Source organism: Caballeronia sp. LZ016 (assembly GCF_031450805.1).
GTDB lineage: Bacteria > Pseudomonadota > Gammaproteobacteria > Burkholderiales > Burkholderiaceae > Caballeronia.
Genome location: NZ_JARTVY010000005.1, coordinates 355,755 through 381,737, shown reverse-complemented (window position 1 = coordinate 381,737; position 25,983 = coordinate 355,755). Strand labels below are relative to the sequence as shown.

Here is a 25,983-nt window from a genome sequence, read left to right as displayed (position 1 = left end):
GATGCGCGCCCCGTCTGCTCCGCTTCGCCCGCAACCGGAATCGCTGTGGCGCGCGATGGCCGCGCGCGTGCCCGCGTTCGATGCGCCGGTCAGCACGGGCGCGCCGCTCGCCCGCGATATCGATGTCGAAGTGGCCATCATCGGTGCGGGCTATTCGGGCTTGAGCGCCGCCTATGCGCTGCAAAAGCGCGGCGTCGAATGCGCGGTGCTCGATGCGAATCCGGTCGGCTGGGGCGCGAGCGGGCGCAACGGCGGTGTCGTGTCGTCGAAGTTCCGCGTGTCGTTTCCGGCAATCGCGAGCGCGCATGGCATCGACGTGGCGAAGCGCATGCATCGGCTTGCGCACGATGGCGTGCGCACGGTCGAGGCGCTCGTCGAGGAATTCGGGATCGAACGCGCGCGCTTCGAGCGGACCGGCAGCCTGCGGTGCGCGCATACCGAGCGTGCGTTCGCGTCGATTTGCGCCGAAGCGGACTGGCTGCGCACGTCGCTCAACGATACGTCGATGAGCGTGCTGTCGCGCGCGCAAGTGGCGCATGAGACGGGATCGGCGGGCTTCGTCGGCGGCGTGCTGAGCGCGGATGCGGGCACTATCCTGCCGCTCGAATATGTGCGTGGCATCGCGGCGGGTTTGACTGCGCGCGGCGTGCCGATTCACGAATCGACGCCCGTCACGGAGATGTCGCGTGCGAAGGACGGCCGGGTGCATCTGAGCGCGCCGGGCGGAAACATTCGTGCACGGCAGGTCATCGTCGCGACGAACGCGTACTCCAATCTCACCGATGCCACCGCTTCGTATCATCGCGAGCTCGTGCCGTTCAGAAGCGCGATGATCGCCACCGCGCCGTTGCCGCCAGAGATCGACGCGCAACTCATGGTCAATCGCCGCAGCTATACCGAAACGCGGCGCATGATGAAGTGGTTCCGCAAGGTCGACGGCCGCATGCTCTTCGGCGGACGCGATGCGTTCGGTAAAGAGGGCGAGCCGACCGGCTTCGATGCGCTGCAACGCGCGATGATCGCGCTCTTTCCGCAGTTGCAGGATGTAGCGGTGGAGTATCGCTGGTCGGGCTATGTTGGCATGACCTTCAACGCGCTGCCGCACGTAGGCCGCAGCGACGACGCCACGACGTTCTGCCTCGGCTACAACGGCGCGGGCGTGGCGATGGCGAGTCTCATCGGTCAGCATGCGGCTGCGCTTGCGCTCGGCGAAAAGCCCGAGCTTGCATTGCTCGCGCAGGACGGTCTGCGGCCGGTGCCCTTTCATACGCTGCGCGCGCCGGGCGTGAGGCTCGTCGCCGCGTGGTATCAGTTTCTCGACGCCGTAGGTGCATGATGACCACAGCCAAACGCGTACTCCAGAACACCGCCGGGATGCATGCGGCGACGCTCGACCCAACGGTGCGCCATCAACGTCGCGAAGACCGCACGATGCTGCTGCTGATGGCGCCGGCGCTGCTCGTCGTGATCGTGCTGCTCGTCGCGCCGCTCGCGTGGCTGTCGTGGCAATCGTTCGTGCACGATGGCGCGTTCTCGCTCGTGAACTACAAGCGCGTCTTCACGGGCGCTTATCTCGACACCTTCCTGCTGACGTTCAAGCTCAGCTTCGTCGTGACCGTCATCACGTTGTTGCTCGGTTATCCGGTCGCGTACTTCGCGGCCTCGATATCGCCGCGATGGAGCGCGCTCGTGCTCGGCATGGTGATCCTGCCATTCTGGACCAGCGTGCTCGTGCGCACTTATGCGTGGCTCGTGCTGCTGCAGCGCACGGGTCTCATCAACAAGGCGCTGCTCGGCATGGGCCTGATCGATCGTCCCTTGCAGCTCTCGTATAACCAGTTCGGCACGATCATCGCGATGGTGCACATTCTCCTGCCTTTCATGGTGTTGCCGCTCTTCTCCGCGATGCAGAAGATCGCGCCGAATCTCTCGCAGGCGGGCGCGAGCCTCGGCGGGTCGCCGCTGCATGTGTTTCTTCGCGTGTTCCTGCCGCTTTCGATGAGCGGCGTGCTCGCCGGCGTGACGCTCGTCTTCGTGCTGTGCCTGGGCTTTTACATCACGCCGGAGCTGATGGGCGGCGGCAAATCGATGATGGTCTCGATGATCGTGAGCCGCAACGTCGAGATTTACAACAGTTGGGGCGCGGCGAGTTCGGTGAGCGTGGTGCTGCTGATCTGCGTGTTCGCGATCTTCTATGCGGTCAGCCGCGTGATTCCGCTCGAGAAAACGCTGGGGGCGAAATGATGGCGATAAGAAATACATGGTCGTTCGGGCGCATGACGCTCGGCGCATCGGTGATGCTGATTCTCGCGTTCCTGATGATTCCGGTGGTGATCGTCGTGCCGCTTTCTTTTTCCGATGCGCGCTTTCTCACCTTTCCGCCGCCCGCGTATTCGCTGCGCTGGTATCACGCGTTCTTCGACAACCCCGCCTGGATCGACGCGGCCAAGACGAGCTTCGCGGCTTCCGCATGCGCCGCGTTGATCGCGACACCGCTCGGCATCGCGGCGGCGTATGGCATCCAGTACGGATCGCATCCGTCCTTGCGCTATCTGCGCCCGCTCCTGATGCTGCCGCTGATGGTGCCGATCATCATCGTCGCGGTCGGCGTGTTCTTCGTCTTCACGCAAATGGGGTATGTGAACACGCTCGGCGGTCTCATCGTCGCGGATACGATGCTCGGCCTGCCTTATGTGCTGATCTCCGTGGGCGCGGACTTGCGCACTTTCGATCGCACGCAGGAGATGGTGGCGCGCAGTCTCGGCATGAATCGTTTTCGCGCGTTCATGGCGGTCACGTTGCCGCAGATCAAGGCGAGCGTGATCTCGGGCGCGGTCTTCGTGTTCATTCAGGCGCTCGATGAAACCGTGGTCGCGCTCTTCATTTCGGGCGGCAACAATCAGACGCTCACGCGCCGCATGTTCGTCACGCTGCGCGATGAAATCGATCCGACCATCGCCGCCATCAGCACGATGCTGACGGCCCTGACCTTGTGCCTCGTGATGATCGTCGTCGTGAGCCGGCGTTCTTCTCCCGCGGCGCGAGCCTGACCATTGCGTGATCATTTCACCCCTGAAAAACATGCGACATTTGCAGCAGTTCTATATCGATGGCGAATGGGTCGATCCTTCCGGCGACAGGCGTCTGCCCGTCATCGATCCATCGACGGAAGAGACGATAGCGGAAGTCGCACTCGGCGATGCCCGCGACGTCGATCGCGCCGTGGCCGCCGCGCGCCGCGCGTTTGCATCGTTCGCCACGACGCGCATCGAAGAGCGCGTTGCAATGCTCGAGCGTCTGCTCGACGCGTATCTCGCGCGCTACGACGAGATGGCCGACGTCATCATGCGCGAGATCGGCGCGCCGAAGAAGCTCGCACATGCGTGGCAGGCGGGACTCGGCAAGCGGCATATCGAGGAGACGCTGCGCACGGTCGCGCGTTTCGAATGGCAGCGCATGAAAGGCTCGACGCTGATCGATCACGAAGCGGTCGGCGTGGCGGCGCTCATCACGCCGTGGAACTGGCCCATCAATCAGATCGTGTGCAAGGTTGCGCCTGCGCTCGCGGCGGGCTGCACGGTCGTCCTGAAGCCGAGCGAAGTATCGCCGATGAACGCAGTGCTTTTCGCGGAAATCGTCGATGCCGCGGGCGTGCCCAAAGGCGTGTTCAATCTCGTGAACGGCGATGGCCCGACCGTCGGCGCGGCGCTTTCCGCGCATCCGGATGTGGACTTGGTGTCGTTCACCGGATCGACGCGCGCGGGCATCGAAATCGCAAAGCTCGCCGCGCCGACCGTGAAGCGCGTGCACCAGGAACTCGGCGGAAAGTCCGCGAACATCCTGCTCGACGATGTCGATCTCGAAGCAGCGGTGACAGCGGGCGTGAACGCGTGCTTCGGCAATAGCGGTCAATCGTGCAATGCGCCGACGCGGATGCTCGTGCCGGCATCGCGTCACGATGAAGCGGTGGAGATCGCGGCGCGCGCGGCGGGACAGCATCGCGTAGGCCCGGCCGATGCGCCCGGCACGACGATGGGGCCCGTGGTCAGCGACGTGCAGTACGCACGCGTGCAGCGGATGATCGAGATCGGCATGAGCGAAGGGGCGGCGCTGGCCGCAGGCGGTCCCGGACGCCCGGACGGACTCGCGCGCGGATACTACGTGAAGCCGACGGTGTTCGCGAACGTGCATCCGTCGATGACGATTGCGCGTGAGGAAGTCTTCGGACCGGTGCTCGCGATCATGCCGTATCGCGACGAGGAAGAGGCCGTTGCAATCGCCAACGACACGCCGTATGGCCTCGCGGCCTACGTGCAGTCGAAGGACTTGCAACGAGCGCGGCGCGTCGCGAGGAAGATGCGCGCGGGCAGCGTCTACGTGAACTATCCGGCGTGGGACCCGGGCTCGCCGTTCGGCGGTTACAAGCAGTCGGGCAACGGCCGCGAGTACGGCGAGTGGGGACTGGAGGCGTTTCTCGAAGTGAAGGGCATCGTGGGCTACGGCGCGTAGTGCTCCGTATGCGCTGTGAGTTCGGCTTGCAGCGCGCCGCGTAACGCATCGGCTACGCGCTCCGCGATCATGATCGTCGGGACGTTCGTGTTCGCGCACGGAATGGACGGCATCAGCGAGGCATCGCATACGTGGAGGCCATCGACGCCGTAGACCGCGCCACGCGAATCGGTGACGGCGTATCTGTCGCTCGATGAACCCATGCGGCACGTGCCCGACGGATGCCATGTTCCACCCACCGAACGCATGACGAACGCGGTCAACGCGTCGTCGTCATCGAGCAGTTGGCCGATGGTCACGCCCTGCGTCACGACGCTTCGGATCAACGCGTGGCGCATCGGGCCTGCCGCATCGAGCAGCGCGCTCAATGCGCCGCGCTGCAGCGCGTTCCACTTGCCCGGCACTGCGACGGCCGCCACGCGCGGGGAATAGCTCGACGGAAAGACTACATCGCGGTGCGCGTTCATCGCCGGCGATGCAAGCACCGAAGCGCCGAAGCGCAGCGCGAGTTTCAATCGTTCGAGATCGCGCGAATCCGACAGCATGGCGAAATCGACCGTGGGTTCATCGCCTGCATCGGGCGAAGCAAGGGTGACGCGTCCGCGCGAATACGACTTGTTGACCCAGAAGAAGATCGTGCCCAGGCGATAGCCCACCGAATGCCAGCCCGATCGAGAAAGAATGGCGCCGTGCATGTCGCCCTGAACGGTATCGGGAAGGCCGGAAGAAAAACGCACGATGGCCTGCTCGTGATGCTCGTCGGGGAACGGTGTGCGCGCGGCGCGCGGCAGGAACGCGGACACGGCAATCGACGGATGCTCCATCAGGTTGCGGCCCACGCCCGGCCGATCCGCTATGACATCGATACCGAGCGCGGCGAGCTCGTCCGCCGGCCCGATGCCGCTTCTCATCAGCAACGCGGGACTGTGAATCGCCCCCGCCGATACGATCACGCGCCGCGCTTGCACATCGTGATGCGTGCCGTCGGCGCGAACGATGCGCGCGCCGATCGCCCGTTGCCCATCGAACAGAATGCGCTCGACTGTTTCGCCGGTGCGTATCGTCAGGTTGCGGCGCGCACGTGCGGCATCGTCGAGATAACACACCGAAGTCGGGATGCGTTCGCCTTGCGGACTCACCGCAATGGAGCCGACGAACGTGCCGTCCTGCCACGGTCCGTTCTGGTCTTCGTGCATCGCGTGACCGCGATCGGCGAGCGAGGCAAGCACTGCGCGCACGAACGGCGATATGCGCGAGAGCGGCGTGCGTTGAATGCGCAGCGGTCCGTCGCTGCCGTGCAGATCGCCGCTGAAATCGCAGTCCGACTCGAGCTTGCGGAAGTACGGCAGGCACGTTGCCCAGTTCCAGTCCGATGCGCCGAGTGCTTCCCATTCGTCGTAGTCGGCGGGGCGACCGCGATTGGCCATCAGCGCGTTGATCGCGGAGCCGCCGCCGAGCAGCCGCGCCTGTTCGTAGCGCCGCAAGGTGGCGCGCGCGCTCATGCGTGCTTTCAGCGCATGCCAGATGTTGCGCGTGTCGAGATAGGCGCGGCCCGGATAGCGGCTGCGGATCGCATCGGGCATCGATTGCGCGGAGATATCGCGGCCCGCTTCGACGAGACAGACGCTCGCGCGCGCATCTTCGGAAAGACGCGCGGCCAGCACACAGCCGGCCGAGCCGCCGCCGAGTATCAGATAGTCGAACACGTCGAAACGTCCCCGGGCGAAAGCCGCGCTACTGCATGAACTTGAGCCAGCGCGCCTTCGCCTGAATACCCGGTTCGGACGCCCACCATTCTTCGGACATCAATGCCTGTTTCGCGGCGTTGGCCGGTGCGCTCGGCAACTCGGCCGCGCGCTTGTCGCTGATCTGCCTGTCTTGAATGCAGCGGGATTGCCCGGACCGTAGTCGATATAAAGCGGAAGGTTGGCCTGCAATTCCGGCGATACGGCCGCGTTCACGAAGCGCACGGCGTCGCTGAGATTCGGCGCGTTCTTCAGGATGCAAAGCTGCGTGTTCTGCAGGATGCCGTCGTTGAAGGTGAACGCGACATCGGGATCGTCCTTCATCACGGCGCTCGCGCGGCCGTTCCAGATCATCGTCATGTCGACTTCGCCGTCATGCAGCAATTGCGCGGACTGGCCCCCCGACGTCCACCATACCGTGACATGCGGCTTGATTTCTTCGAGCTTCCTGAACGCGCGATCGACATCGAGCGGATAGAGCTTGTCGCGCGCAACGCCGTCGGCGAGCAGCGCGGCTTCAAGCACGGTTGTCGGATCGTTGCGCAGTGCGCGCGTGCCGGGGAAGTTCTTCACGTCCCAGAAGTCTTTCCAGCTTGCGGCACTTTCCTGAGCGTCTTCTTGTTGTAGCCGATGACGGTCGAATAGAACTCGTAAGGCACCGAATAAGGCGTGCGGTATTTCTCGGGAATGGTCGCGGCATTCGGGATCTTCGAGAAATCGAGCTTCTCGAGCAGCCCTTCACGCCCGCCCCGCAGGCAGTTCGATGTCGGCGTATCGACGACGTCCCAGATCGGCTTGCCCGTCGCGCCTTGCGCCTTGATCTGCGGCCACGCATCGGGAATGCTGTCCTGGTTGATGGTGATGCCGAGCTCTTTCGCGGCGGGATCGAGAATCGCCTTGGTCTGCGCTTCCTGATAGGCGCCGCCTTGCGACACGAACGTGATCTTGCCGGCCGCGAAGGCGGGCGCCGCACCCGCGACGGACAGCAGCAATGTCATCGCAAGCGGACGAAGGGGAATGTGCGGACAGCGGAACCTTGCAATCTTCATCACGGCGTTTTCCTCGACAAAGGTTGAAGCAGTGGACCTGTTGCAGGTCGCGCAGTCCCGCCCGGTTTCAGTCCGAAGCGGCGACGACGCGGGGATGATTCGAAATATATTGAGTCAAATAGACGAGGGCAACGCCGCAATTGTTGGAGTGACCATGACCTGATGTTATGTCGTTCAGAAGATCACATAGACCTTGCGCATGGTTTCATCGACTTCCCATGTGCCTTCGGTATTCGCCGCAAAGAAGAGCGTATCGCCGCCTGCAAAGTGGACGGTGTCTTCGCCGTCGGGCGTGAAGCGGCCGCTGCCCGCCAGAAAGTGCATGACCTCCGCCTGTTTCACCGAGCGGCGATACGTGCCGGGCGTGCATTCGAACACGCCTGTATCGATCGCCTCGCTGCCCGGAATGACCTTCTGCACGCCGGATACCCTGATTTCCTGCGTGCCGGGCAGTCCGGCCGTGCCCCAGTCTTCCAGTCCTCCGATCGCCACGCTTTGCCTGATCTGCTGAACTTTCATCTCTCGCTCTCAGTTGAGTTAAATGCGCCGCTCGATCTTGCCGAGCCGCACGACCGTGACGCCGGGCCGCAATTGCCGCAATGAAGGCATGACGAGCATGCAGTCGCCGTACGGTGTTTCGACGGGCTTGCCTTCGGACCAGCCGATGATGCTGCCCGCATCGGGAAAGACTTCGAGCCCGGTGAATTCGCCGGCGAAGCGGAAATCCATGCTCGTCGCGACGACGGGTTGCGTCACGCGCACGACGAGCATTTCCGGCGGCGATGGCTGTATCCATCCGTCGGGCGGGTCTTGTTTGTCGATTACCCCGGAGAGCACGAGAAAGCGCGCCGTCACATCGCGCGCGACCGTCACCGCGCTCGCTTCCCAGTGCTGTCCGCATTCGATCAGCAGCGCGTTCTTCGCACTCGATGCATCGCCGAAGCCTTCGTAATCGCGCATGCGGCGGCCTTCGGGATGCCCTTCGTCGCAGATGACGGTGGCCGGCGCGCCGAGCTGCGCCGACAGTTCGATGCCCTTGTCGAGCGGCCCTGCGACGATCAACGGCTTGCTCTTCTCGTGCATCGAATGCAGGTCGAGCAGAAGGTCGACGGTGTCGACGACGGGCCGCATCGCGCGGGCGCGGCGCAGTTCGCTCGAATCGCGCGATGCGTCATCGAGCGTTTGCGCGGTCCACACGCGATTGAAGTCCTGGTCGACGAAGCGCGAAGCATCGGGCTTGCCGGCATCGAAACGGCGATAGGCATCGACGTTCGCAAACGCGAGCGTGAGTTTGCCGCGACGCGGACGCAGTTCGGCCCGCAGCAGTTCATCCACGACGATCGCGCCGCACACTTCATTACCGTGCGTGAGCGCGTTGATCATCACGTGCGGACCGTCGATGCCCGAATCGAAGGTATGCACATACGGCACGCCCGTATTGCCCGCTTCATGCAAGCCGATGTCCGGAAACGCGATCTCGATCGGATAGGCGTTCATTCGAGACCGCCCTGGCACAGGTACTTGATCGACAGATAATCGTCGAGACCGTATTTCGAGCCTTCGCGTCCGTAGCCGGACTCCTTCACGCCGCCGAACGGCGCGGCCTCGCTCGCAAGCGCGCCTTCGTTGATGCCCACGATTCCCGCTTCGAGCAAGCGAGCCACGCGATCGATGCGCTTCACGTCCTGGCTATAGAAGTACGATGCAAGCCCGAACGGCGTATCGTTCGCCGCGCGAATGGCCTCGGCTTCATCGTCGAAACGGAAGAGCGGCACGACAGGACCGAAGGTTTCCTCGCAGCTCAGTTGCATGTCGGGCGTGGCGTCGGCGAGCACCGTGGGCGCGTAATAGTTGGGACCGAAGTTCGGCCCGATATCGAGCCGCTTGCCGCCCGTGAGTATGCGCGCGCCGCGCTTCACCGCATCGTTCACATGACGCTCGATCTTCTCGACCGCGCGTGCGTTGATCATCGGGCCGATCTGCGCATCGGGGTCGGTGGCGGGCGCGACCTTCAGCGCGGCGACGCGCTTCGCCAGCAAGTCGGCGAAGCGGTCATACACGGACGACTGCACGTACACGCGATTCGGGCACACGCAGGTCTGTCCGCCATTGCGAAACTTCGATGCCATGAGGCCCGCGACAGCGGCGTCGATATCGGCATCGTCGAACACGATGAAGGGCGCGTTGCCGCCGAGTTCGAGCGACAGCTTCTTGAGCGTTCCCGCCGATTCACGCGCGAGATACTTGCCCACGGGCGTCGAGCCGGTGAAGGTGATCTTGCGCACGCGGCCGTCTTCGAGCCAGTCCGCCACCGCTTCCTGCGCGTGCTCGCGCGACGCGCTGATCAGGTTCAACGCGCCCGGCGGCACGCCTGCTTCGTGCGCGAGCATCACGAGCGCGAGCGCGGTGAGCGGCGTGTCTTCCGCTGGCTTGCCGATGACCGTGCAGCCCGCCGCGAGCGCCGGCGCGATCTTTCGCGCGATCATCGCAAGCGGGAAGTTCCACGGTGTGATGGCCGCGACGATGCCGACCGGCTCTTTCACCGCGCTCATGCGCTTGCCGCGCTGCTGCTGCGGAATGATGTCGCCGTAAATGCGCGTGGCTTCGTCGGCGAACCATGCGACATAGGATGCGCCGTACATCACTTCGCCGCGCCCTTCCACGAACGGCTTGCCCTGTTCGAGCGAGATGAGACGCCCGAGCGCATCCGCGTTTTCGACGATCAGCGCGTGCCAGCGATGCAGCACGGCCGCGCGATCCTTCGGCAACGCATCGCGCCACGCGGGGAACGCGCGTGCGGCGGCATCGGTGGCGGCGCGCGCATCGGCGGGGCCGCTGTCCGCGACCTGCGCGATGACTTCGCCCGTCGCGGGATCGGTGACGGCGAAGCGCTTGCCGCTCGCCGCCGCGACCCATTTGCCGTCGATGAAGTTATCGGCGCGGATCAGATCGCTCAGTTCGTATCGTTGCGTCATGATGGTTCTCCGGAAGCATCAGGCGAGCAGTTGGGCGATCGCTGCGCCGACGTCCGCCGTCTTCGCCGTGCCGCCCAGATCGCCGGTTCGCGGGCCTTCCTTGAGCACCGCGGAGATGGCGGCGAGCATCGCGTCATGCGCTTCGCGCTCGCCGAGGAAGTCGAGCATCATCGCAGCGGACCAGATCATCGCGACCGGATTGGCGATGCCCTTGCCCGCGATATCCGGCGCGGAACCGTGAACCGGCTCGAACAGCGACGGAAAGTTGCGCTCGGGATTCATGTTCGCAGACGGCGCGATGCCGATGGTGCCCGTGCATGCGGGGCCGAGGTCCGAAAGAATGTCGCCGAAGAGGTTCGTCGCGACGACCACGTCGAAGCGATCCGGATTCAGCACGAAGCGCGCGCACAGGATGTCGATGTGCTGCTTGTCCCACACGATCTCAGGATACTGCTGCGCGATCTCGGCGGCACGCGCGTCCCACCACGGCATGCTGATCGAGATGCCGTTGCTCTTCGTCGCGACCGTTATCTTCTTCTCGCGCTGCTGCGCCAGGTCGAACGCGAACTTCAGCACGCGTTCGGCGCCCTTGCGCGTGAAGATCGAGGTCTGCGAGACGAACTCGCGCTCGGTGCCTTCGAACGATACGCCGCCCACCGACGAATACTCGCCTTCGGTGTTCTCGCGCACGATCATGAAGTCGATGTCGCCCGCCTTGCGATTCGCGAGCGGCGAGGGCACGCCATCGAAAAGACGCGCAGGGCGCAGGTTGATGTACTGGTCGAACTCGCGGCGAAACTTGAGGAGGGAACCCCACAGCGAGACGTGGTCCGGCACGGTCTGCGGCCAGCCTACGGCGCCGAACAGAATGGCGTCCGCGTCTTGCAACCGGGCTTTCCAGTCGTCGGGCATCATCTGGCCATGCTGCGCGTAGTAGTCGCAGCTTGCCCATTCGATCTGCCGATACTCGAGCCCGATGCCGAAGCGCTTGCTCACGGCATCGAGCGCGCGCAATGCTTCGGGCATCACTTCCTTGCCGATGCCGTCGCCCGGAATCACGGCAATACGATAGGTGCTGGACATGGATTACTCCGCGTGAAGTTGATCGACGTGAAAAAGCACGCGCGTGCATAAGCAATGCATGAGCGCGAGCTTGCCTTTGACAAAACGAAAGGGGGACGAGGCGTGCGCCTCAGTGTTGCGGCTGCGAGAAGAGCGTTTCGAGCGGATAGTGCGACTTCACGAACGACGTCTTGATGATGACGTAGCTGAAGTACTTTTCGATGCCGATGCCGCGTTCCAGCAGCCCTTCGATGATGCTTTGATAATGACTCACGCTGCGCGTGACGAACTTCAGCAGATAGTCGTAGCCGCCGCTCGCGAGATGACACTCGACGATCTCGTCGACATCTTTCACGGCATTCACGAACTTGATGAAGTCCTCGCGGCGATGATCGGCGAGCGTGACTTCGGTGAAGACCACCTGCACGTCGCCGAGCTTCTCGAGTTGAATCTGCGCGCCGTAACCGACGATATACCCCGCTTTTTCCAGCCTTTTTACGCGGATCAGGCAAGGACTCGGCGACAGACCGACCGCATCGGCAAGCTCCACGTTCGTGATGCGCCCGCGCTTCTGCAATTGCGAGAGGATGCGGAGATCGATGCGGTCCAGCTTGCTGTCGTTGCTCATCGTGGCGGGTTCGGTCTTGCATGTCGGCGGTCGGTCGATGTTATCACGCGGCCGCGCGAGAACTACATCCGGAAACGCCCTTCAATGCGGCGCGGACCTCGCTTGCGGCGAGCACGTCGTCGAGCGTTTTCGTGAGGCGCTCGAACAGCATGTCGAAGTTCGCTTCCGTATAGCAGAGCGCCGGCGCGAAGCCGAGGATGTTGTCGCCGAATGCGCGAAACACGAGACCGTTGCGATATGCCGCCGCCGCGATGCGATCGGGCAGCTTGAGCGAGGCGTCGAAGCCGCGCTTGCTGTCCTTGTCCGCGACGAGTTCGAGCGCACCGAGCAAGCCGCGATGACGCGAATCGCCGACGAGCGGATGATCGAGCAGCGCATCGAGCCCTTGCGCGAAACGCGGCGCTTGCGCCTGGCCGTTTGCGAGCAGGCCGCCTTCGTGATAGAGCCGCATGACTTCGAGGCCGATGGCCGCGCTCACCGGATGCGCCGAATACGTATGACCATGACCGATCGGCGCAGAGGCATCGCCGCCATCCGCGATGCCTCGATAGACCGCATCGGACATGAGCACCGCGCCCATCGGCGCATAGCCGGCGGTCAAGCCCTTCGCGACGGTCATCAGGTCCGGCTCCACGCCTTCGCCTTCGCATGCGAAGAGCGGGCCGGTGCGGCCGAAGCCGGTGATGACTTCATCGGCGACGAAGAGAATGTCGAGCTTGCGGCACGCTTCGCGCATTGCCTTCAGCGAGCCGGCAGGCGGCACGATCACGCCGCCCGATCCCTGGATCGGCTCGCAGAAGAATGCGGCGACGTTCTCCGCGCCGAGTTCGGCCACTTTCGATTCGAGCGCTTTCACCGATGCATCGATGAGCGCGGCGTCATCGGCGTAATCGCTGCGATACGCATACGGCGACGCAATGTGATGCTGCGTGCGTTGCGGCAGGTCGAAGTTGCGATGGAACGCGGGCAGTGCCGTGAGCCCTGCGCCTACGGACGACGACCCGTGATATCCGCGTTGCAGCGCGATGAAATGCTTCTTCGACGGACGGCCCGTTGCGTTGTAGTAGTGTGTGATGAAGCGCAGCGCGGAATCGACCGCATCGGAGCCGCCGAGCGTGAAGTACACGTGTTGCAGCGACGCGGGCGCGAGCTCGACGAGCTTCGCGGCCAGTTCGATTGCGGGCTCCGAGCCGAAGTGAAAATAACCGGTTGCGTACGGCAGTTTCGCCATCTGCTTCGACGCGGCCTCGACGATGCTCGCGTGTCCGTAGCCGGTGTTCACGCACCATAGGCCCGAGAACGCATCGAGTAGCTGATTGCCTTCGATATCGCGCAGGAACACGCCGTCGGCGGAATCGAGCACGGTGACGCCGCGCGCCTCGTGCGCGCGATAGCTGACGACGGGATGAATCAGATGCTTGCGGTCGGATTCGACGAGCGACTTGATCGACATGATGCGGCTTTCCTCTTCGCGAAGTGTTCGGAATGGCTCTTGACCGCTTTCATACTATCGGCAGGAAGGTATCGCGCGCATCGCCAAAAAAATCGCCAAAAAGCGCAAATGTGGCTTTTTTCAGGGGCCGCGCAGCATTTTGTGCTGCGCGATTCGCACGACTGTTCAGTAGCCGCGCGTGCGGTCTATTTCCCCGGTCATGCGTTCTCCCGCGCGATGGCGGCGCAGATTGTCGAGCACGACCTCGACGGCGGACTCGGGGCGCGTCGCGCTCGCGATATGCGGTGTGAGGCGCACGCGCGGATGAGTCCATAACGGATGTGTCGGCGGCAACGGCTCGGGATCGGTCACGTCGAGAATGGCGGCGTGCAGATGGCCGCTGTCGAGCGCATCGAGCAGGTCCTGCTGGATCACGTGCGGACCGCGCCCCACATTGATCAGCGATGCGCCTTGCGGCAGTGTCGCGAAGACGTGCCTGTCGATGACGCCGCGCGTCGCATCGGTGAGCGGCAACAGGCAGATGAGGATATCCGTGCGCGCGATGAAGGCATCGAAGGAAGCATCGCCCGCGTAGCATTCGACGCCTTCTATGTGATGCTGCGAGCGGCTCCATCCCGCGCACGGAAAGCCGAAGAGACGCAGCGTTTGAAGCACCGCCGTGCCGAGCATGCCGAGACCGAGGACGCCGATGCGCCGCGTCGCGGCTGGGCGCACGGGCATCTCGCGCCAGACGCGCTCGCGCTGCAGCGTTGCGTAGTCGGGCAGATCGCGGTGAATCGTGAGCACCGCCTGCGTGACGTATTCCGTCATGCCTTCGACGATGCCCGGCTCGGTCATCCGCACGACGGCGACATGCGGCGGCACGCTCGACAGATCGAATTGATCGATGCCCGCGCCTACCGAGAAAATCACTTCGAGGTTGGGCAGCGTCTGCATGATGTCGGCAGGCGGCTGCCATGCGGCGAGATAGCGGACGGCGGCGGCGTCGCCGATATCGGGCCACACACGGAAGGGGACGTCCGGCGCTTTTTGTGCGAAGTGCTGCGCCCATTGCCTGCCGCGTTCGGGATCGGCCTTATAGAGAATCGTCATGGATCAGCCGAGCCCCTGATTGATGATCGCGAATTGCGCGACGGATGCATCGTGCGGCGGCGTACCGTTGCGCGCCATCTTGATGACGGTATCGACGCGCGGCAGGCCGACGGTCGCGAGCCAGTCCGACAGGCCGCTGTCGCCGGGCGTGTCGATGCGCGTGAAGCGGTCCTCGTTACGCGCAAGCAGGTGCGAGATCAGCGCCTGGGCGTGGCGCACGTGTTCGTCATCGGCGGTGATGGAAACGACGGGGCCGATTGCACGGCCGCGCCCGAAATCGCGGATGAGCGCGAAGCCGAGCGTGTGGCCGTCGCGTTCGATCACCACGCCTTGCGCGGCGTCCAGCAGCGCGGGCAATACTGCGCTGCGATCGAAGCCGCTTGCGCGCGATGCGAGTGCGACGAGCGTGGGGGTATCGCCTGCATCGATTGCGCGGATGCGTTCGCCTGGCCGCAGATCGATGAAGGGCACGGAGAAATCGGCGGATTGATGCTGATGGACCGCGCCGATGCGCCGGAAGCCGAGCTTCGTATAGAGCGGCTCGCCGGCGGGTGTTGCGTGCAGCACGGTGATGCGGTTGCCGAGCGCGTCGAGCAGCAGTTCCATCAGCTTGCGTCCAATGCCTTTGCCCTGGCTATCCGGCGCGACGATGACCATGCCGAGCGATCCGCCATCGTCGCCGTGCTTCCAGCAGAGCGCCGTGCCGACGACGCGTTCGCCTTCCTGCGCGACGAAGCCCTCGCCTAGATCGAGCACGAAGCGCCAGTCATCGGCGCGATGCGGCCATTTGACTTCGACGGATAACGCGTGCGCCGCGGGGATGTCGTCGGCGGTGAAGGGGCGGTAGAGAAGAGCGGATGTTTCGGCGGCGGACACGGCATGCTCCACGTTGCAAGATGCCTGTCACTTTGGCACGCTGCGCCGAGCGCGGATAGGACGATCCTGCTGCGTCACGCAGCCGGGTACTGCACGGCGGTGGGCGAATGGACGATCGCGCCTTGTGTGAGACGCGCTTCTTCGATGCGGTCATCGCCCATCAGATGGAACACGGTCTCGCCGTGCGCGAGCAGATAGTCGGCGACAATGCGCCTGTGGCAGCGCCACCAGACGGCCTCGGAGCACATGATGGCGCAGCGCTGTTCGCGGCCGAGGCTGATGAGGAGATCGAGACCGGTGCGGAAGGCGTCGGACAGTGCGTAGTCCGCGTAGTTGTGGAAGCTGCGGTTCTCCCAGAAGCCGTTGACTTCGGGCGGGATGTCTCTGGCCTTGCTGCGCAGGCCGCCGAGTTCGGCGATGCGTTCGTAGACGATCCCGTGGGGTTGCAGGCTCGTGGGCAAGGTATCGGCGTTGAACTGGGGGTTCGTGCGCGATTTCGGTACGGTTCGGATGTCGATCAGGCGCTCGACGTTCGCTGCGTGGAGGAGTGCGGCCAGTTCGTCGATGGATCGGGTGGAATGGCCGATGGTGTAGAAGGGAAGGGGCATGGGCGGCTCGTGCGGTTTCGGAGTGAGGAGCAGGAGGTGTGCCGGGGGCGTGCGATGACGCCCGATGCGATCGATGTATCGCCGCAGACGTATGGTGACCCCGCGACGGAACCCGCACGATCAGTTTCGCCGCGCCGCCACGCTCGCACTAACGAAGCACGGTGCAAGGCCCGCCTCCCCCCCAACATCCACTTCGAGCTCAAAAAGTCGACCAGTCGCCATTACCCGAAAGCACCGGCGCACCCGACGCCTTCACCGCACCGACCGCCGCGCGCGCCCTTTCACGCACCAACGGCCGCGTTACGGGACCAGCAGCCGCAACCGTCTCTCCCGTCCGAAACACTGCAACCGCTGCGCTCAATTGCTTCGCCTGGTCCTCCATCGATCCCGCCGCCGCAGCCGCCTCCTCGACCAACGCCGCGTTTTGCTGCGTCACCTCGTCCATCTGCGAGATGGCCTGATTCACCTGCTCGATACCGCGCGTCTGCTCGTTCGAAGCGGACGCTATCTCGCCCATGATGTCGGTGACGCGCTGGATCGCAGTGCCGACCCGCTGCATCGTTTCGCCCGCCTTCGCGACCAGTTCCGTACCGGCCTCCACGCGACCTCCGGACGTTTCGATAAGGTCCTTGATCTCCTTCGCCGCAGCCGACGACCGCTGTGCAAGACTGCGCACCTCACTCGCAACGACCGCGAAACCGCGCCCCTGCTCGCCTGCACGCGCGGCCTCGACGGCTGCATTCAGCGCGAGGATGTTCGTCTGGAATGCGATGCCCTCGATCATTCCGATGATCTCCGCGATCTTGCCCGAACTCTGCTCGATTGCGTCCATCGTTTGAATGACCTGTCCGATGATCGCGCTGCCTTCGTTCGCGACGACGTTCGCGTTGTCGGCGAGGCCGCTCGCCTGCATCGCGTTTTCGCAGTTCTGCTTGACGGTCGCAGTCAACTCTTCCATGCTCGCTGCCGTTTCCTCCAGCGACGCGGCTTGCTGTTCCGTGCGCGAAGACAGGTCCGTGCTCCCGGCCGCGATCTCTCCCGATGCCGTTCGAATCACGTCGACCGACTCCTTGATGCCGTTTGCAAGCGCGGACAGCCTGGCGAACGCCGCCTGTATCGCGCGCATGAGATCGGCGAGTTCATCGCGGCCAACCGCTTCCACTCGATGCGTCAGGTCGCCCTGCTCGAGTGCGGTCATCGCATCGAGTGCATCCTTCACGGGCTTCGTCACGGAGCGGGTGATGACCAGCATCGCGGCAATCGCCATGAACACGGCCGCGATGGTCGCCCCGATCGACAGCACGAACGCGCGGCCATAGGCGGCATGCGCTTCCTTCGCGGACTCGTCGGCGAGTTCGAACTGGTAAGAAACCAGCGCGTCGAGCGCCGCGAAATACTGGCTCTGAGCGGTCGCCAGCGGCCCGGCGATCTGCGCCCGGGCATCGTCGACATTTCCTGCCGTCAGCATGTCCACGGCGACATTGCGCGCAGCGGTGTTGCGGCCACGTGCCTCGACCACCGCGTTGAAAAGCTCCTGACCGCGTGACGACGAAATCAGCCGCTGCACGCGTTCCAGGCGCTGTGACGTTGATCTGGATGCCTCAATAACACCGGCTTTCATGGCCTCGATGTCGTCAGGGCGTCCAGTGATTGCAGCGCGCTGCAATCGCAATACCGTCTGGCTCGCCGAGTCCTTGGCTTTAGATACCTCGGCCGCCTTGACCATTCGATCATCGGTTATCAATGTGATCTCATTGTTGAGACCGCGCATGTTGAAGAGATTGATTGCGGCGACGAGAACGAGCATCGCAACGAGAACGCCGAAGCCGACAGTCAGCCGGGTGCCGACCTTGAGGTGGTGCAGTTTATTCATTGATAGTCGAGGACCGGTTGTTAAGGTTGGGCAGGAACAGTGAGAGTCACGGCCGGTCGCCGGTCGCTGAGTTCGCCAAGGGTCGCCTGACAAACCGATGCTGCGAAACTGTCGCCTTCATTACATTTATCGACCCGTCTCGCGGAAACTTTACCTATTTGGTTAATCGCACGGCTGTGCTATGTAATAGATACCTAATTCACTCAACCCGATTCGCCGCGATGGAGTTCTTGAACGCTTCGTACGCCGGGCCTTTCGTTACCCCGTCACTCTCGATCAGGCCGTAGTCCGCGTCGATCATCGTGAATAACATGATGCTTTCGAGGTTGTACTTGTCCTTGATCGCGTAGTACGACGCCATCGTTTCCTGCACATACGCCGATCGCGCCGCCGGCGAATCCGCCGAGCCGGACCAGCCCCATTCGGTCAGCCAGATCGGCACGTTGAACGAGTCCTTCAGCACTTGCAGCACGTTGATGCATGCGTTGTTGCGACCCGCGCACTCGATCTTGCCCGAGCTGTGATACCAGTGATACGTCGTGTAGTCCCACTGCACCGATGCCGCGCCCGATACGCCCGTTGCCGTGCCGTTCGGCGAAAGGCCGTTCCACAGCATTTGCAGCGCGCGATACGCCATCGGAATGCCGACGTTCACGCCGCACTTGATGGCCGGATCGACCGCCTTGACGCCCGCGATCATGCCGCGAATCACGCCACGGAACGCCGGCCACTCTGCCGGGTTCCAGTCGGACGTCTGACTGCCGTCGCCGCCAATCTGCAGGCCCACGGTATCCAGTTCATTACCGCATTCGATATGCGTGACGAGGCCCTTCAGCGGCTGCGTGCAGCGCACGGCAAGGTCATAGCCGAGCGAGTACGCCGCGGCTTCGGTGCCGGTCGGATTCCAGCCCGCCGAACGCGGATTGAGCACCGGCATGATGCCGACACCGCTGCCCGCGAATGCGCCGCGCAGCGCCATGGCAAGCGTCGCCGACATGCCGGCGTCGGCCGTGTCGCAGCGATACATCGTCACGCCGAGGTCCTTCAAAATCGCAAGCTGCCGCTCGGCGGTCATGGTGACGTAGACGCCCGCGCCCCAGGCCATGTGACCGTTGATGCCATAGAACAGCGACGTGTTCGAGGGCTTGACGACGTTGCGCGGATCGATGCTCCCGATGTTCTTCCACGGCGAGCCGTTCTGATACCACACGCCGCTCAGGTTCTGCGCGTAGATGATGCCGTTGAAATAGAGCACCAGTGACAGTGCAACGCTCGAACCGGTCAGCGCGTTCACGCCGTCCTTCATCACGCGACCGTCGACCAGCGTCCACACCGCGCCCGCGCTATCGGTGATGGATGCGGCCGGTGGAATAGTGATAGCGGGCGGGTAAGTTGCGCTCGGCGAAACCGCGTTGCTCGATGGATGCGTTGCATCGACCGAAACCGTGTTGCCGGATGACTCCGTCGCGCTTCCTGTTCCTGATGCGCCGTTTGCGACGCTGCTCGAAGCAACGGTCCCGGATGGCGGACTGCCGCCGCCTCCACATGCCGATAACGCCGCGCCGCCGGCTTCGGCCATCAGCAGACACAGGAACGCGCGGCGGGACAACCGTTGGTGAACAGTCCTGCAATGCAGGAGTTGTTCGATACGCTTGCCACGTTGTTTCATTGAGTAATGCGATTGCAATGAGTTGGGCTATGAACGTTTCCGGTGCTGATGGCGATTCGGTCTGTATCGCATACGTTCGAAAGCGCGCACGTCAACGGTCATTGAAAGGAAACCTAACTATCGAGAGCGTGACGATTGCCTGAATCCGATAGCCAATCAAGTGTGAAGTCTTTTGCCGAACTCTGCCGCAACGCGCACGGCAACTGAGATTTACCGGATCGACACTTGCACTTCGACACGTTTCTTGAATACCGGTCGCGGCACCGTGAACCGGCCGGTTGTTGCAACGTGGACGCGCATCCACCTTGTCAACAGAGAGTCGTATAGTTCAGGAGATGTCAGGAGCGATAGCGAACGACGGCGTCGATTGAATCGGACGCGGAAGCGAAAGGACGATCATGGCCAGCGAGTGGAAGCGGCGCGCGACACGTTTCATCCAGCGTTTCTGGCAGCCCGCGTGCGCATGCATGACGTGCATGCCCGGAAGCTGGAGTCAGGTCATGAATCTCGCGCACTGGACGACTGCGCTCGAGACAGGGCTTTTTACCGGACTGTTGGCGGTCCTCGTCACGTTCACTCCCGCAGGCAAGCTGTACGCGAATCGCTATGGCAACGCAGCCGTCGTGGCGGTGCTGAGCATGTTGGGCGATGCGTATTCGCACGCGAGCCGGTATCGCGCGCCTTATCTCGAACATGTGCTGACGGGAGTGGTCGCCGGTGCGCTTGCGCTAATCGCTTCATACGTGTTCGAAGATCGCGCCGTCCGCATAAGAAGGGCGCTGAACTATGTCCGGCATTTTCGCGCGCATTGATCACGGCGGCCGCGTCAGGCTGTCGCGTCGTCCGCTATCGACTCGCGCACGAAGCGCACGCTCGCCCGGTGCGGACGAGGCACACGGGCGATCTTCGATCGCCGCTCACAAGGACGATCGAGAAGCAATCAGGGCAATTGCGCGGCTAGTGCGAAATGCTTTCCAAAGACTTGCCCAGCGTTCGCGGACCCATCAGGCCGATTGCGAGAATCACGAGGAACATCGCGCTTGCAATGAAGACGAAGACGCCGTGCACGCCGAAATCTCTGAGGACGAACGCAATCACGAACGAACTGAATACGGCGGACAGTCGGCTCCAGGAGTACACGAAGCCCACGGCGCGCGCGCGAATCGTCGTCGGATAAAGCTCTTGCTGATAGGTGTGGTACGTGAATGAAATGATATTGCCGGCCAGCGTCAGGAGCACGCCCAACACGACGATCGTGGCCGGTGAACCCGCCTGGCTGAAGAGAAGACCGGCGGCGATATTGACCGACGCCATCGCGACGATCACATGCTTGCGCTCGAAGCGGTCTGCGATCCAGTATCCGAGCAAGGGACCGATTGGCGCCGCGAGCCCGATGACAGTGGTGTACAGCAAGCTGGATGTGACCGTGATGCCTTGCTTCACCAGCAAGGTCGGCACCCAGTTCGCGAAGCCGTAGAAGCCGACCGTCTGGCAGATGTGAAAGATGATGAGCATCACCGTCCGGCGACGATAGGGCGGCTTCCACATATCGGCGAAACCGGCGCGTCGCGGAACAGGTTCGGACGGACCGGGCGGCGGCAGCGGCTGACCGGACTGGCTTTCGACCTGTCTCTCGAGTTGCGCCAGCGCCGCATCCGCTTCGTCGATACGGCCTTTGCTCGCGAGCCATCGCGGGCTCTCGGGAAGATTGCGGCGGAAGTACCACACGAACAGGGCGCTCACGCCGCCGATCAGGACGACCCAGCGCCAGCCGTCGAACCCGAACGGCGCGATCGGCACGAGCAGGTAGGACAGGTAGGCGACGACTGGCACAGCCGAGAAGCCGATGGCCTGACAAACCGCGAACGCTCTGCCTCGCAAATGCTTCGGCGCGAGTTCCGACATATACGTGCCGATGGTGATCAGTTCCACGCCGATGCCGAGTCCCGAGATGAACCGCCACAGGTTCAGCCCGAATGCAGTGTCCTGGAACGCCATGACGGTGTTGGCCGCGACGTACCAGAGAAGCGAGTAAGTGAAGATGGCGCGGCGGCCGAATTTATCGGCGAGAAAGCCGCATGCAGCGGTGCCGATGAAGAGTCCCGAGAACAGCGCTGCGATGAAGCTTGCCACGCCGGATGTGCCGAACAGCCCGTGCGTCGTCGATGAAAGAATGCCGCTCTTGACCAGCCCCGGCGCGATATAGCCGGTGAAGAGCAGATCGTACAGCTCGAAGAAGAAGCCGAGGCTCAGCAGCAGGATCAGTTTCCATACCGCTTTCGTCGCGGGCAGCCGATCGAGCCGGGCGGAGATTTCACCGACTTCGCCGCCGGTATTTGCCGCTTCCGACGCGCCCTGGGCTGGCGCTCGAAAGCCCGAGCTACTGTCCGCGATGGCCATGGGTGTCTCCTGAATAATGATGTGATCGTTCACTGAAACTGAAAGCACGCCGGGCGATTGCCCGCGTTGTTGCCGCATCGGAGAGCGCACGGACGCGTCACGCGCAGAGCCGCTGCAACTCGTCGAACGACATCACCTTGCCTGCGATCGCGCTCGCCGCGACGGTAGGCGGGCTTGCGAGCCATACCTTGCCCGGCCCCGAGCGGCCGTTGAAGTTGCGATTGATCGCGCTGATCGTGACCTGCGACGACTGCGTCGATGACCCGGGGCCGCAGTTCGCACACGCGCCGCAAGAGGGTTGCAGGAGGGTCGCGCCGACCTGCTCGAATGCCTTCAGGTAGCCACGCTCGACGCAATAGTCGCGCACGTCGGACGTGCCGAACTGCAGGAAAAGCTGAACGTTCGATGGAACCGTCAGCCCGTGAGCCGCAGCCCATGACAAGACTTCGTGATAGTGATCGAAGTCCTCGCGCTTGCCCGCCGTGCACGATCCGCCGTAGGCGATGTCCACCGCCGGCCGTTCGCTCAGCGCGGACAAGGGCACGCCGTTACCGGGATCGCCCGGCGCGGCGAGCATCGGCGTGATCGCGGCGCAGTCGATATCGATCACGGCCACGTACGCTGCGCCTTCATCGCTGCACATCCAGGCTTCGAGCGCGAAATCGATGCCGCGTCGCTCCTTGAGAAAGCGGACCGTCTCGCGGTCCGGCGCGACGATGCCGGTGAAGCCGCCCAGTTCGGCGGTCATGTTCGTGAGCGTGGTGCGTTCGTCCGTGCTCAGACCGGCGATTGCGGAGCCGGCGAACTCGAAGACCTTGCCTACGCCGGAGCCCTTTCGAATGGCGGGATCGGCGAGAAGATGCAGGACGATGTCTTTCGCCGTGACGCCTGCGGGAACATGGCCGTCGAGATTGATGCGCAGCGACTGCGGCACGGTCAGGCGAACGGCGCCCGTGACGAACGCATTCGACATGTCGGTCGTGCCAACGCCGAAAGCGACGCAACCGAGCGCGCCGCTGTGCGGCGTATGCGAGTCGGTTCCGACGACGACCTGGCCCGGAAGCGCGTACTGCTCGGCCATCATCGCGTGCGAGATGCCTTCGGACCCTTCGTCGAAACCGCCATCCAGTTCGTTCAGATAGCCGTGATCGACGAGTCCATAGTCCTTCGCGAACGCGCGATGCGCGCTCGACAGTTCCCGCACGTTAGGAAGCAGGCCGTTCCTGATATGCAGCTCGCTCTTGTGCGAATACGAGAGATGATCTTCGAACGCGAGGATCGTTTCGGGTTGATGCAAGGTCAGCGGGCGGCCGAAGGTCTTGTGAAGCATGTGCGCGGCCATCCCCGTGTAGTACTCGTGGATGAAGCGCCAGTCGGCGCGCATGAACGTCCCCGAGCCGGGCGCGAGCGTCGCGTCCGTCCCTTCGGTTTTCAGCGCATGACGCTCGAGAATCTTCTGGGTAAGCGTTCGCGGCCCCGCATCCGGTTGCGCCGATGCGGGAACGATCTGCTTCATGTGCGCCGCGCCGTATCGCAGGAGTCCGCCGTTCCTGAGAATCGCGGCCGCAAGAGCGTCGCGGGAGCCGACGAGCTCTTCGATATCGACGGCCTCGCCCCGCTGGATGCGGTCGATCAAACCGAAGTCCGTCGACGTGAAGAGTCCGAGGTTGTCCGCGTTCTGCCGATAGATTCGTTCGAAGCTGCGGGCGATGACGAGACGAATGCCCGCGCTGTACTCGGCCAGCGGGCTATGCTCGCGTGATGAACCCTTGCCGTAGCGATTGCCGCCGACCGTCACGCAGAACCCGCCGTCCCGGACCGCGTGGTGGCCGATGGGATTGCGATCGCCAGCATGGAACCCGACGTAAGGCACCGCGCCGAGCCGCTCGTCGAAGCGCGTGAGGACGCTCATCGGCGTGATCTCGTCGGTCGAGATGTCGTCTCTCAACGCGCCCGCCGTGGCGAGCGTCAGGTCGCGGCCTTCGAATTGCTGCTGAACGAGGTCCGGGTCGGTGCTCAGAAACAGAATCCGGCCCGTGAGGGTTAGGCTTGCCATCGAACATCTCCTTGGGAGGAGACTGTAGACGGCAAGCGCGCCACGGTGGAAGTGCTGATTAAGCAGGGACCATCTCGCAGATTGCGAGATCGGAACTAACCCTTATGCTGCGTGAGGAAATCGATCAGCGCCTGAACCGCGCGCAGCGCCGGCGTCTTGCGATAGGCATGGACCTGCAACGAGCGGTTCCGCGCCCATTCTTCATCGAGCGGCTTGCGGACGAAATTGCGCGATCCCGCGAACGCAGAAGCGGCGCTCGTCGGCACGACGCCGATGCCGAGACCCGCTTCGACCATCCTGCACTGAGCGTCGAAGCTGTTGACGGTGACGACGAGGTGCAAGGGCGTTCTCGCCGCTTCCGCCCGTTCCTTGAGGACCTGATCCAATGAGCCGCCGGCCTGCAATGCCACGACCGGATAGCGAATCACATCGTCGAAAGCAAGGGTGTCGTGCTGCTCGAGTTCGTGGCCGGGCGGCAGCACCACCATCAGCGGATCATGGGCGAAGCGCCACGTCTGCAGTTGCGACGGCGCCTCGCGATTCGCCGATATCCCGACGTCCGCGCGACCGTCGAGGCATGCGCGAATCACTTCGTCGCTGATCTGCTCCGTGAGAGCGATTTCCACGAGCGGATACGCCGCCTGAAAGCCCTTGAGAAGCTCCGGCAGAAAGCCGACGATCGCGGAAGCGTTCGCGAATAGCCGCACCGTCCCGGCCACCTGACCGCCGAGCGACTGAATCTCGCGCGCCATCTGCCTGAGCTGCCCGTCGACGGACTTCGCGCACGAAAGCGCATGACGTCCCGCTTCCGTCAGCTCGACGCCGGCCGCCGACCGGATGAAGAGCGGCAGGCCGATCACCGCTTCGAGATCGGTCAACCGCCGGCTCAGCGCGGACGCGGCGATATGGTTCAGGCTCGCGGCACGCGCGATCGAACCGGTCTGCGCAACAGAGATGAAGAGTTCGAGGCTGTAATGATCGATTCGCATGGCGTCTTCTCAGCCTCCGCGCCCGTAGCCGAGAAAATCGGCGAAGGCGTTCGCTGCAGGAGATAACGGCGAGCCCTTCTTCCACAACATGCCGACGTCCATCTGCGGGACGGCGTCGGCGATCTCGCGCGCCTCGATGCGCTTGCCTTCGAGCGACCACGGGCGGAACACCATCTCCGAGAGGATGGTCACGCCGAATCCGTGCGACACGAGTCCGCGCAACGCTTCCATCGATCCCGTGCGAAAAAAGATGTCGGGCCGGGGCGTCACCTTCTTCCAGTAGCGCAGCGCGGATTCCTCGCCCTCGTCGACGGTCAGCATGATGTACCGATGCGCCGCGATATCCCGAAGCGTCGGGCGCTGAATCCTGGCGAGCGGATGCGAAGGGGCGACCCACAGTTTTCGCGGCGAGCTGACGAGGCTGCGATGCTCGAACCGGCCGATCGACTCGAGATTGGACAGGATGGCCACGCCCACGTCGATGTCGCCCGACGCCACGGACGCTTCCAGCGTCGGCCGGTCGAGATCGTGCAACTCGAAGTGAACCTGGGGATAGCTCGCGGCGAATCGCGCGAGCACTTCGGGAAGGAAGTAGCCGAGCACCGTGTACGAAGCCCCGATCCGCACCGTGCCCTGAGCTTCCTTCGAACGGGAGCGGGACTTGTGGAGCGCGTCGCTGAGCGAGTCGAGCACGTGCCGCGCGTGGTTGTAGAAGTCGTGGCCGTCCAGCGTCAGCGCGACGCCATGAGGCAGGCGTTCGAAGAGCTTCGTCCCGAGCGCGCCTTCGAGCGACGACACCGCGTTCGTCACCGCGGACTGCGACACATGCTCGTTTGCGGCAGCCATCGAAATCTGACCGCTTTGCGCGGCGGCGACGAAGTACCGCAGTTGACGGATCGTGATGTCGCTCGGCATTCGAAAAAGTCATAGCGGGTTTTCGAATTTATGATTTTACGATAGGCGGGGCGGTTCCTAAACTCCGTGGAAACCAATGACATG

21 protein-coding genes and 1 pseudogene are annotated in these 25,983 nt (G+C 63.6%); 5 read left to right on the top strand and 17 right to left on the bottom strand.

Annotated features, from left to right (window positions below; genetic code table 11):
- Position 1 precedes the first annotated feature (1 nt).
- From P9220_RS25500 to P9220_RS25485, 4 genes are read left to right on the top strand one after another with little or no spacing between them, the layout of a single operon-like run.
- Positions 2-1,336, top strand: coding sequence for an FAD-binding oxidoreductase (locus P9220_RS25500; RefSeq protein WP_309768629.1), 1,335 nt, complete (start codon positions 2-4; stop codon positions 1,334-1,336).
- Positions 1,333-2,244, top strand: a complete 912-nt coding sequence (locus P9220_RS25495) for an ABC transporter permease (protein WP_309768628.1) — start codon at positions 1,333-1,335, stop codon at positions 2,242-2,244. The genes P9220_RS25500 and P9220_RS25495 overlap by 4 nt, the downstream gene beginning before the upstream one ends.
- Entirely contained in the window at positions 2,244-3,050 is an 807-nt protein-coding gene (locus P9220_RS25490) for an ABC transporter permease (protein WP_309768930.1), read from the top strand. The genes P9220_RS25495 and P9220_RS25490 overlap by 1 nt, the downstream gene beginning before the upstream one ends.
- A gap of 31 nt (positions 3,051-3,081) precedes the next feature.
- On the top strand, positions 3,082-4,509 hold the full coding sequence (locus P9220_RS25485; RefSeq protein WP_309768627.1) for an aldehyde dehydrogenase family protein: 1,428 nt from the start codon (positions 3,082-3,084) through the stop codon (positions 4,507-4,509).
- Here P9220_RS25485 and P9220_RS25480 read toward each other — a convergent pair.
- The 13 genes and pseudogenes from P9220_RS25480 to P9220_RS25420 form a co-directional block, all read right to left on the bottom strand.
- The gene (locus P9220_RS25480; protein ID WP_309768626.1) at positions 4,497-6,215 is read right to left on the bottom strand and encodes a GMC family oxidoreductase N-terminal domain-containing protein; all 1,719 of its coding nucleotides are present in this window, start codon (positions 6,213-6,215) and stop codon (positions 4,497-4,499) included. The genes P9220_RS25485 and P9220_RS25480 overlap by 13 nt on opposite strands.
- 99 nt (positions 6,216-6,314) lie before the next feature.
- Positions 6,315-7,252, bottom strand: a pseudogene (locus tag P9220_RS25475) (ABC transporter substrate-binding protein).
- A 225-nt stretch (positions 7,253-7,477) separates the two neighbouring features.
- A complete protein-coding gene (locus P9220_RS25470) occupies positions 7,478-7,822 on the bottom strand; it encodes a cupin domain-containing protein (RefSeq protein ID WP_309768625.1) in 345 nt (114 codons plus the stop codon).
- A gap of 18 nt (positions 7,823-7,840) precedes the next feature.
- Entirely contained in the window at positions 7,841-8,800 is a 960-nt protein-coding gene (locus P9220_RS25465; protein ID WP_309768624.1) for a M14 family metallopeptidase, read from the bottom strand.
- The gene (locus P9220_RS25460; RefSeq protein ID WP_309768623.1) at positions 8,797-10,278 is read right to left on the bottom strand and encodes an NAD-dependent succinate-semialdehyde dehydrogenase; all 1,482 of its coding nucleotides are present in this window, start codon (positions 10,276-10,278) and stop codon (positions 8,797-8,799) included. Before P9220_RS25460 ends, P9220_RS25465 begins: the two co-directional genes overlap by 4 nt.
- A gap of 18 nt (positions 10,279-10,296) precedes the next feature.
- On the bottom strand, positions 10,297-11,361 hold the full coding sequence (locus P9220_RS25455; RefSeq protein WP_309768622.1) for a tartrate dehydrogenase: 1,065 nt from the start codon (positions 11,359-11,361) through the stop codon (positions 10,297-10,299).
- 109 nt (positions 11,362-11,470) lie between these two features.
- Entirely contained in the window at positions 11,471-11,968 is a 498-nt protein-coding gene (locus P9220_RS25450) for a winged helix-turn-helix transcriptional regulator (protein WP_309768621.1), read from the bottom strand.
- Positions 11,969-12,011: 43 nt separating this feature from the next.
- Complete coding sequence (locus P9220_RS25445) at positions 12,012-13,421, bottom strand: aspartate aminotransferase family protein (protein ID WP_309768620.1); 1,410 nt, start codon at positions 13,419-13,421, stop codon at positions 12,012-12,014.
- 165 nt (positions 13,422-13,586) lie between these two features.
- A complete protein-coding gene (locus P9220_RS25440) occupies positions 13,587-14,513 on the bottom strand; it encodes a glyoxylate/hydroxypyruvate reductase A (RefSeq protein ID WP_309768619.1) in 927 nt (308 codons plus the stop codon).
- 3 nt (positions 14,514-14,516) lie between these two features.
- Complete coding sequence (locus P9220_RS25435) at positions 14,517-15,389, bottom strand: GNAT family N-acetyltransferase (RefSeq protein WP_309768618.1); 873 nt, start codon at positions 15,387-15,389, stop codon at positions 14,517-14,519.
- Between the two features lie 74 nt (positions 15,390-15,463).
- A complete protein-coding gene (locus tag P9220_RS25430) occupies positions 15,464-15,997 on the bottom strand; it encodes a DUF488 domain-containing protein (protein WP_309768617.1) in 534 nt (177 codons plus the stop codon).
- A gap of 199 nt (positions 15,998-16,196) precedes the next feature.
- The gene (locus tag P9220_RS25425) at positions 16,197-17,870 is read right to left on the bottom strand and encodes a methyl-accepting chemotaxis protein (RefSeq protein WP_309768616.1); all 1,674 of its coding nucleotides are present in this window, start codon (positions 17,868-17,870) and stop codon (positions 16,197-16,199) included.
- Positions 17,871-18,069: 199 nt separating this feature from the next.
- Positions 18,070-19,539: a glycosyl hydrolase gene (locus P9220_RS25420; protein ID WP_309768615.1), complete on the bottom strand. Its 1,470-nt coding sequence runs from the start codon at positions 19,537-19,539 to the stop codon at positions 18,070-18,072.
- A 398-nt stretch (positions 19,540-19,937) separates the two neighbouring features.
- On the opposite strand from P9220_RS25420, the gene P9220_RS25415 reads away from it, so the two are divergent.
- Positions 19,938-20,351: a hypothetical protein gene (locus tag P9220_RS25415; RefSeq protein WP_309768614.1), complete on the top strand. Its 414-nt coding sequence runs from the start codon at positions 19,938-19,940 to the stop codon at positions 20,349-20,351.
- 145 nt (positions 20,352-20,496) lie between these two features.
- Here the strand turns inward: P9220_RS25415 and P9220_RS25410 are convergent, their stop codons facing one another.
- The 4 genes from P9220_RS25410 to P9220_RS25395 all read right to left on the bottom strand — a co-directional run bounded on the left by P9220_RS25410 (position 20,497) and on the right by P9220_RS25395 (position 25,899).
- Entirely contained in the window at positions 20,497-21,939 is a 1,443-nt protein-coding gene (locus tag P9220_RS25410) for an MFS transporter (protein WP_309768613.1), read from the bottom strand.
- A 97-nt stretch (positions 21,940-22,036) separates the two neighbouring features.
- On the bottom strand, positions 22,037-23,995 hold the full coding sequence (locus P9220_RS25405) for an aconitase family protein (RefSeq protein WP_309768612.1): 1,959 nt from the start codon (positions 23,993-23,995) through the stop codon (positions 22,037-22,039).
- Between the two features lie 95 nt (positions 23,996-24,090).
- Positions 24,091-24,984 (bottom strand): LysR substrate-binding domain-containing protein, encoded by an 894-nt coding sequence (locus P9220_RS25400; RefSeq protein ID WP_309768611.1) that lies wholly within the window; start codon positions 24,982-24,984, stop codon positions 24,091-24,093.
- A 9-nt stretch (positions 24,985-24,993) separates the two neighbouring features.
- Positions 24,994-25,899, bottom strand: a complete 906-nt coding sequence (locus P9220_RS25395) for a LysR family transcriptional regulator (protein ID WP_309768610.1) — start codon at positions 25,897-25,899, stop codon at positions 24,994-24,996.
- Positions 25,900-25,983 lie beyond the last annotated feature (84 nt).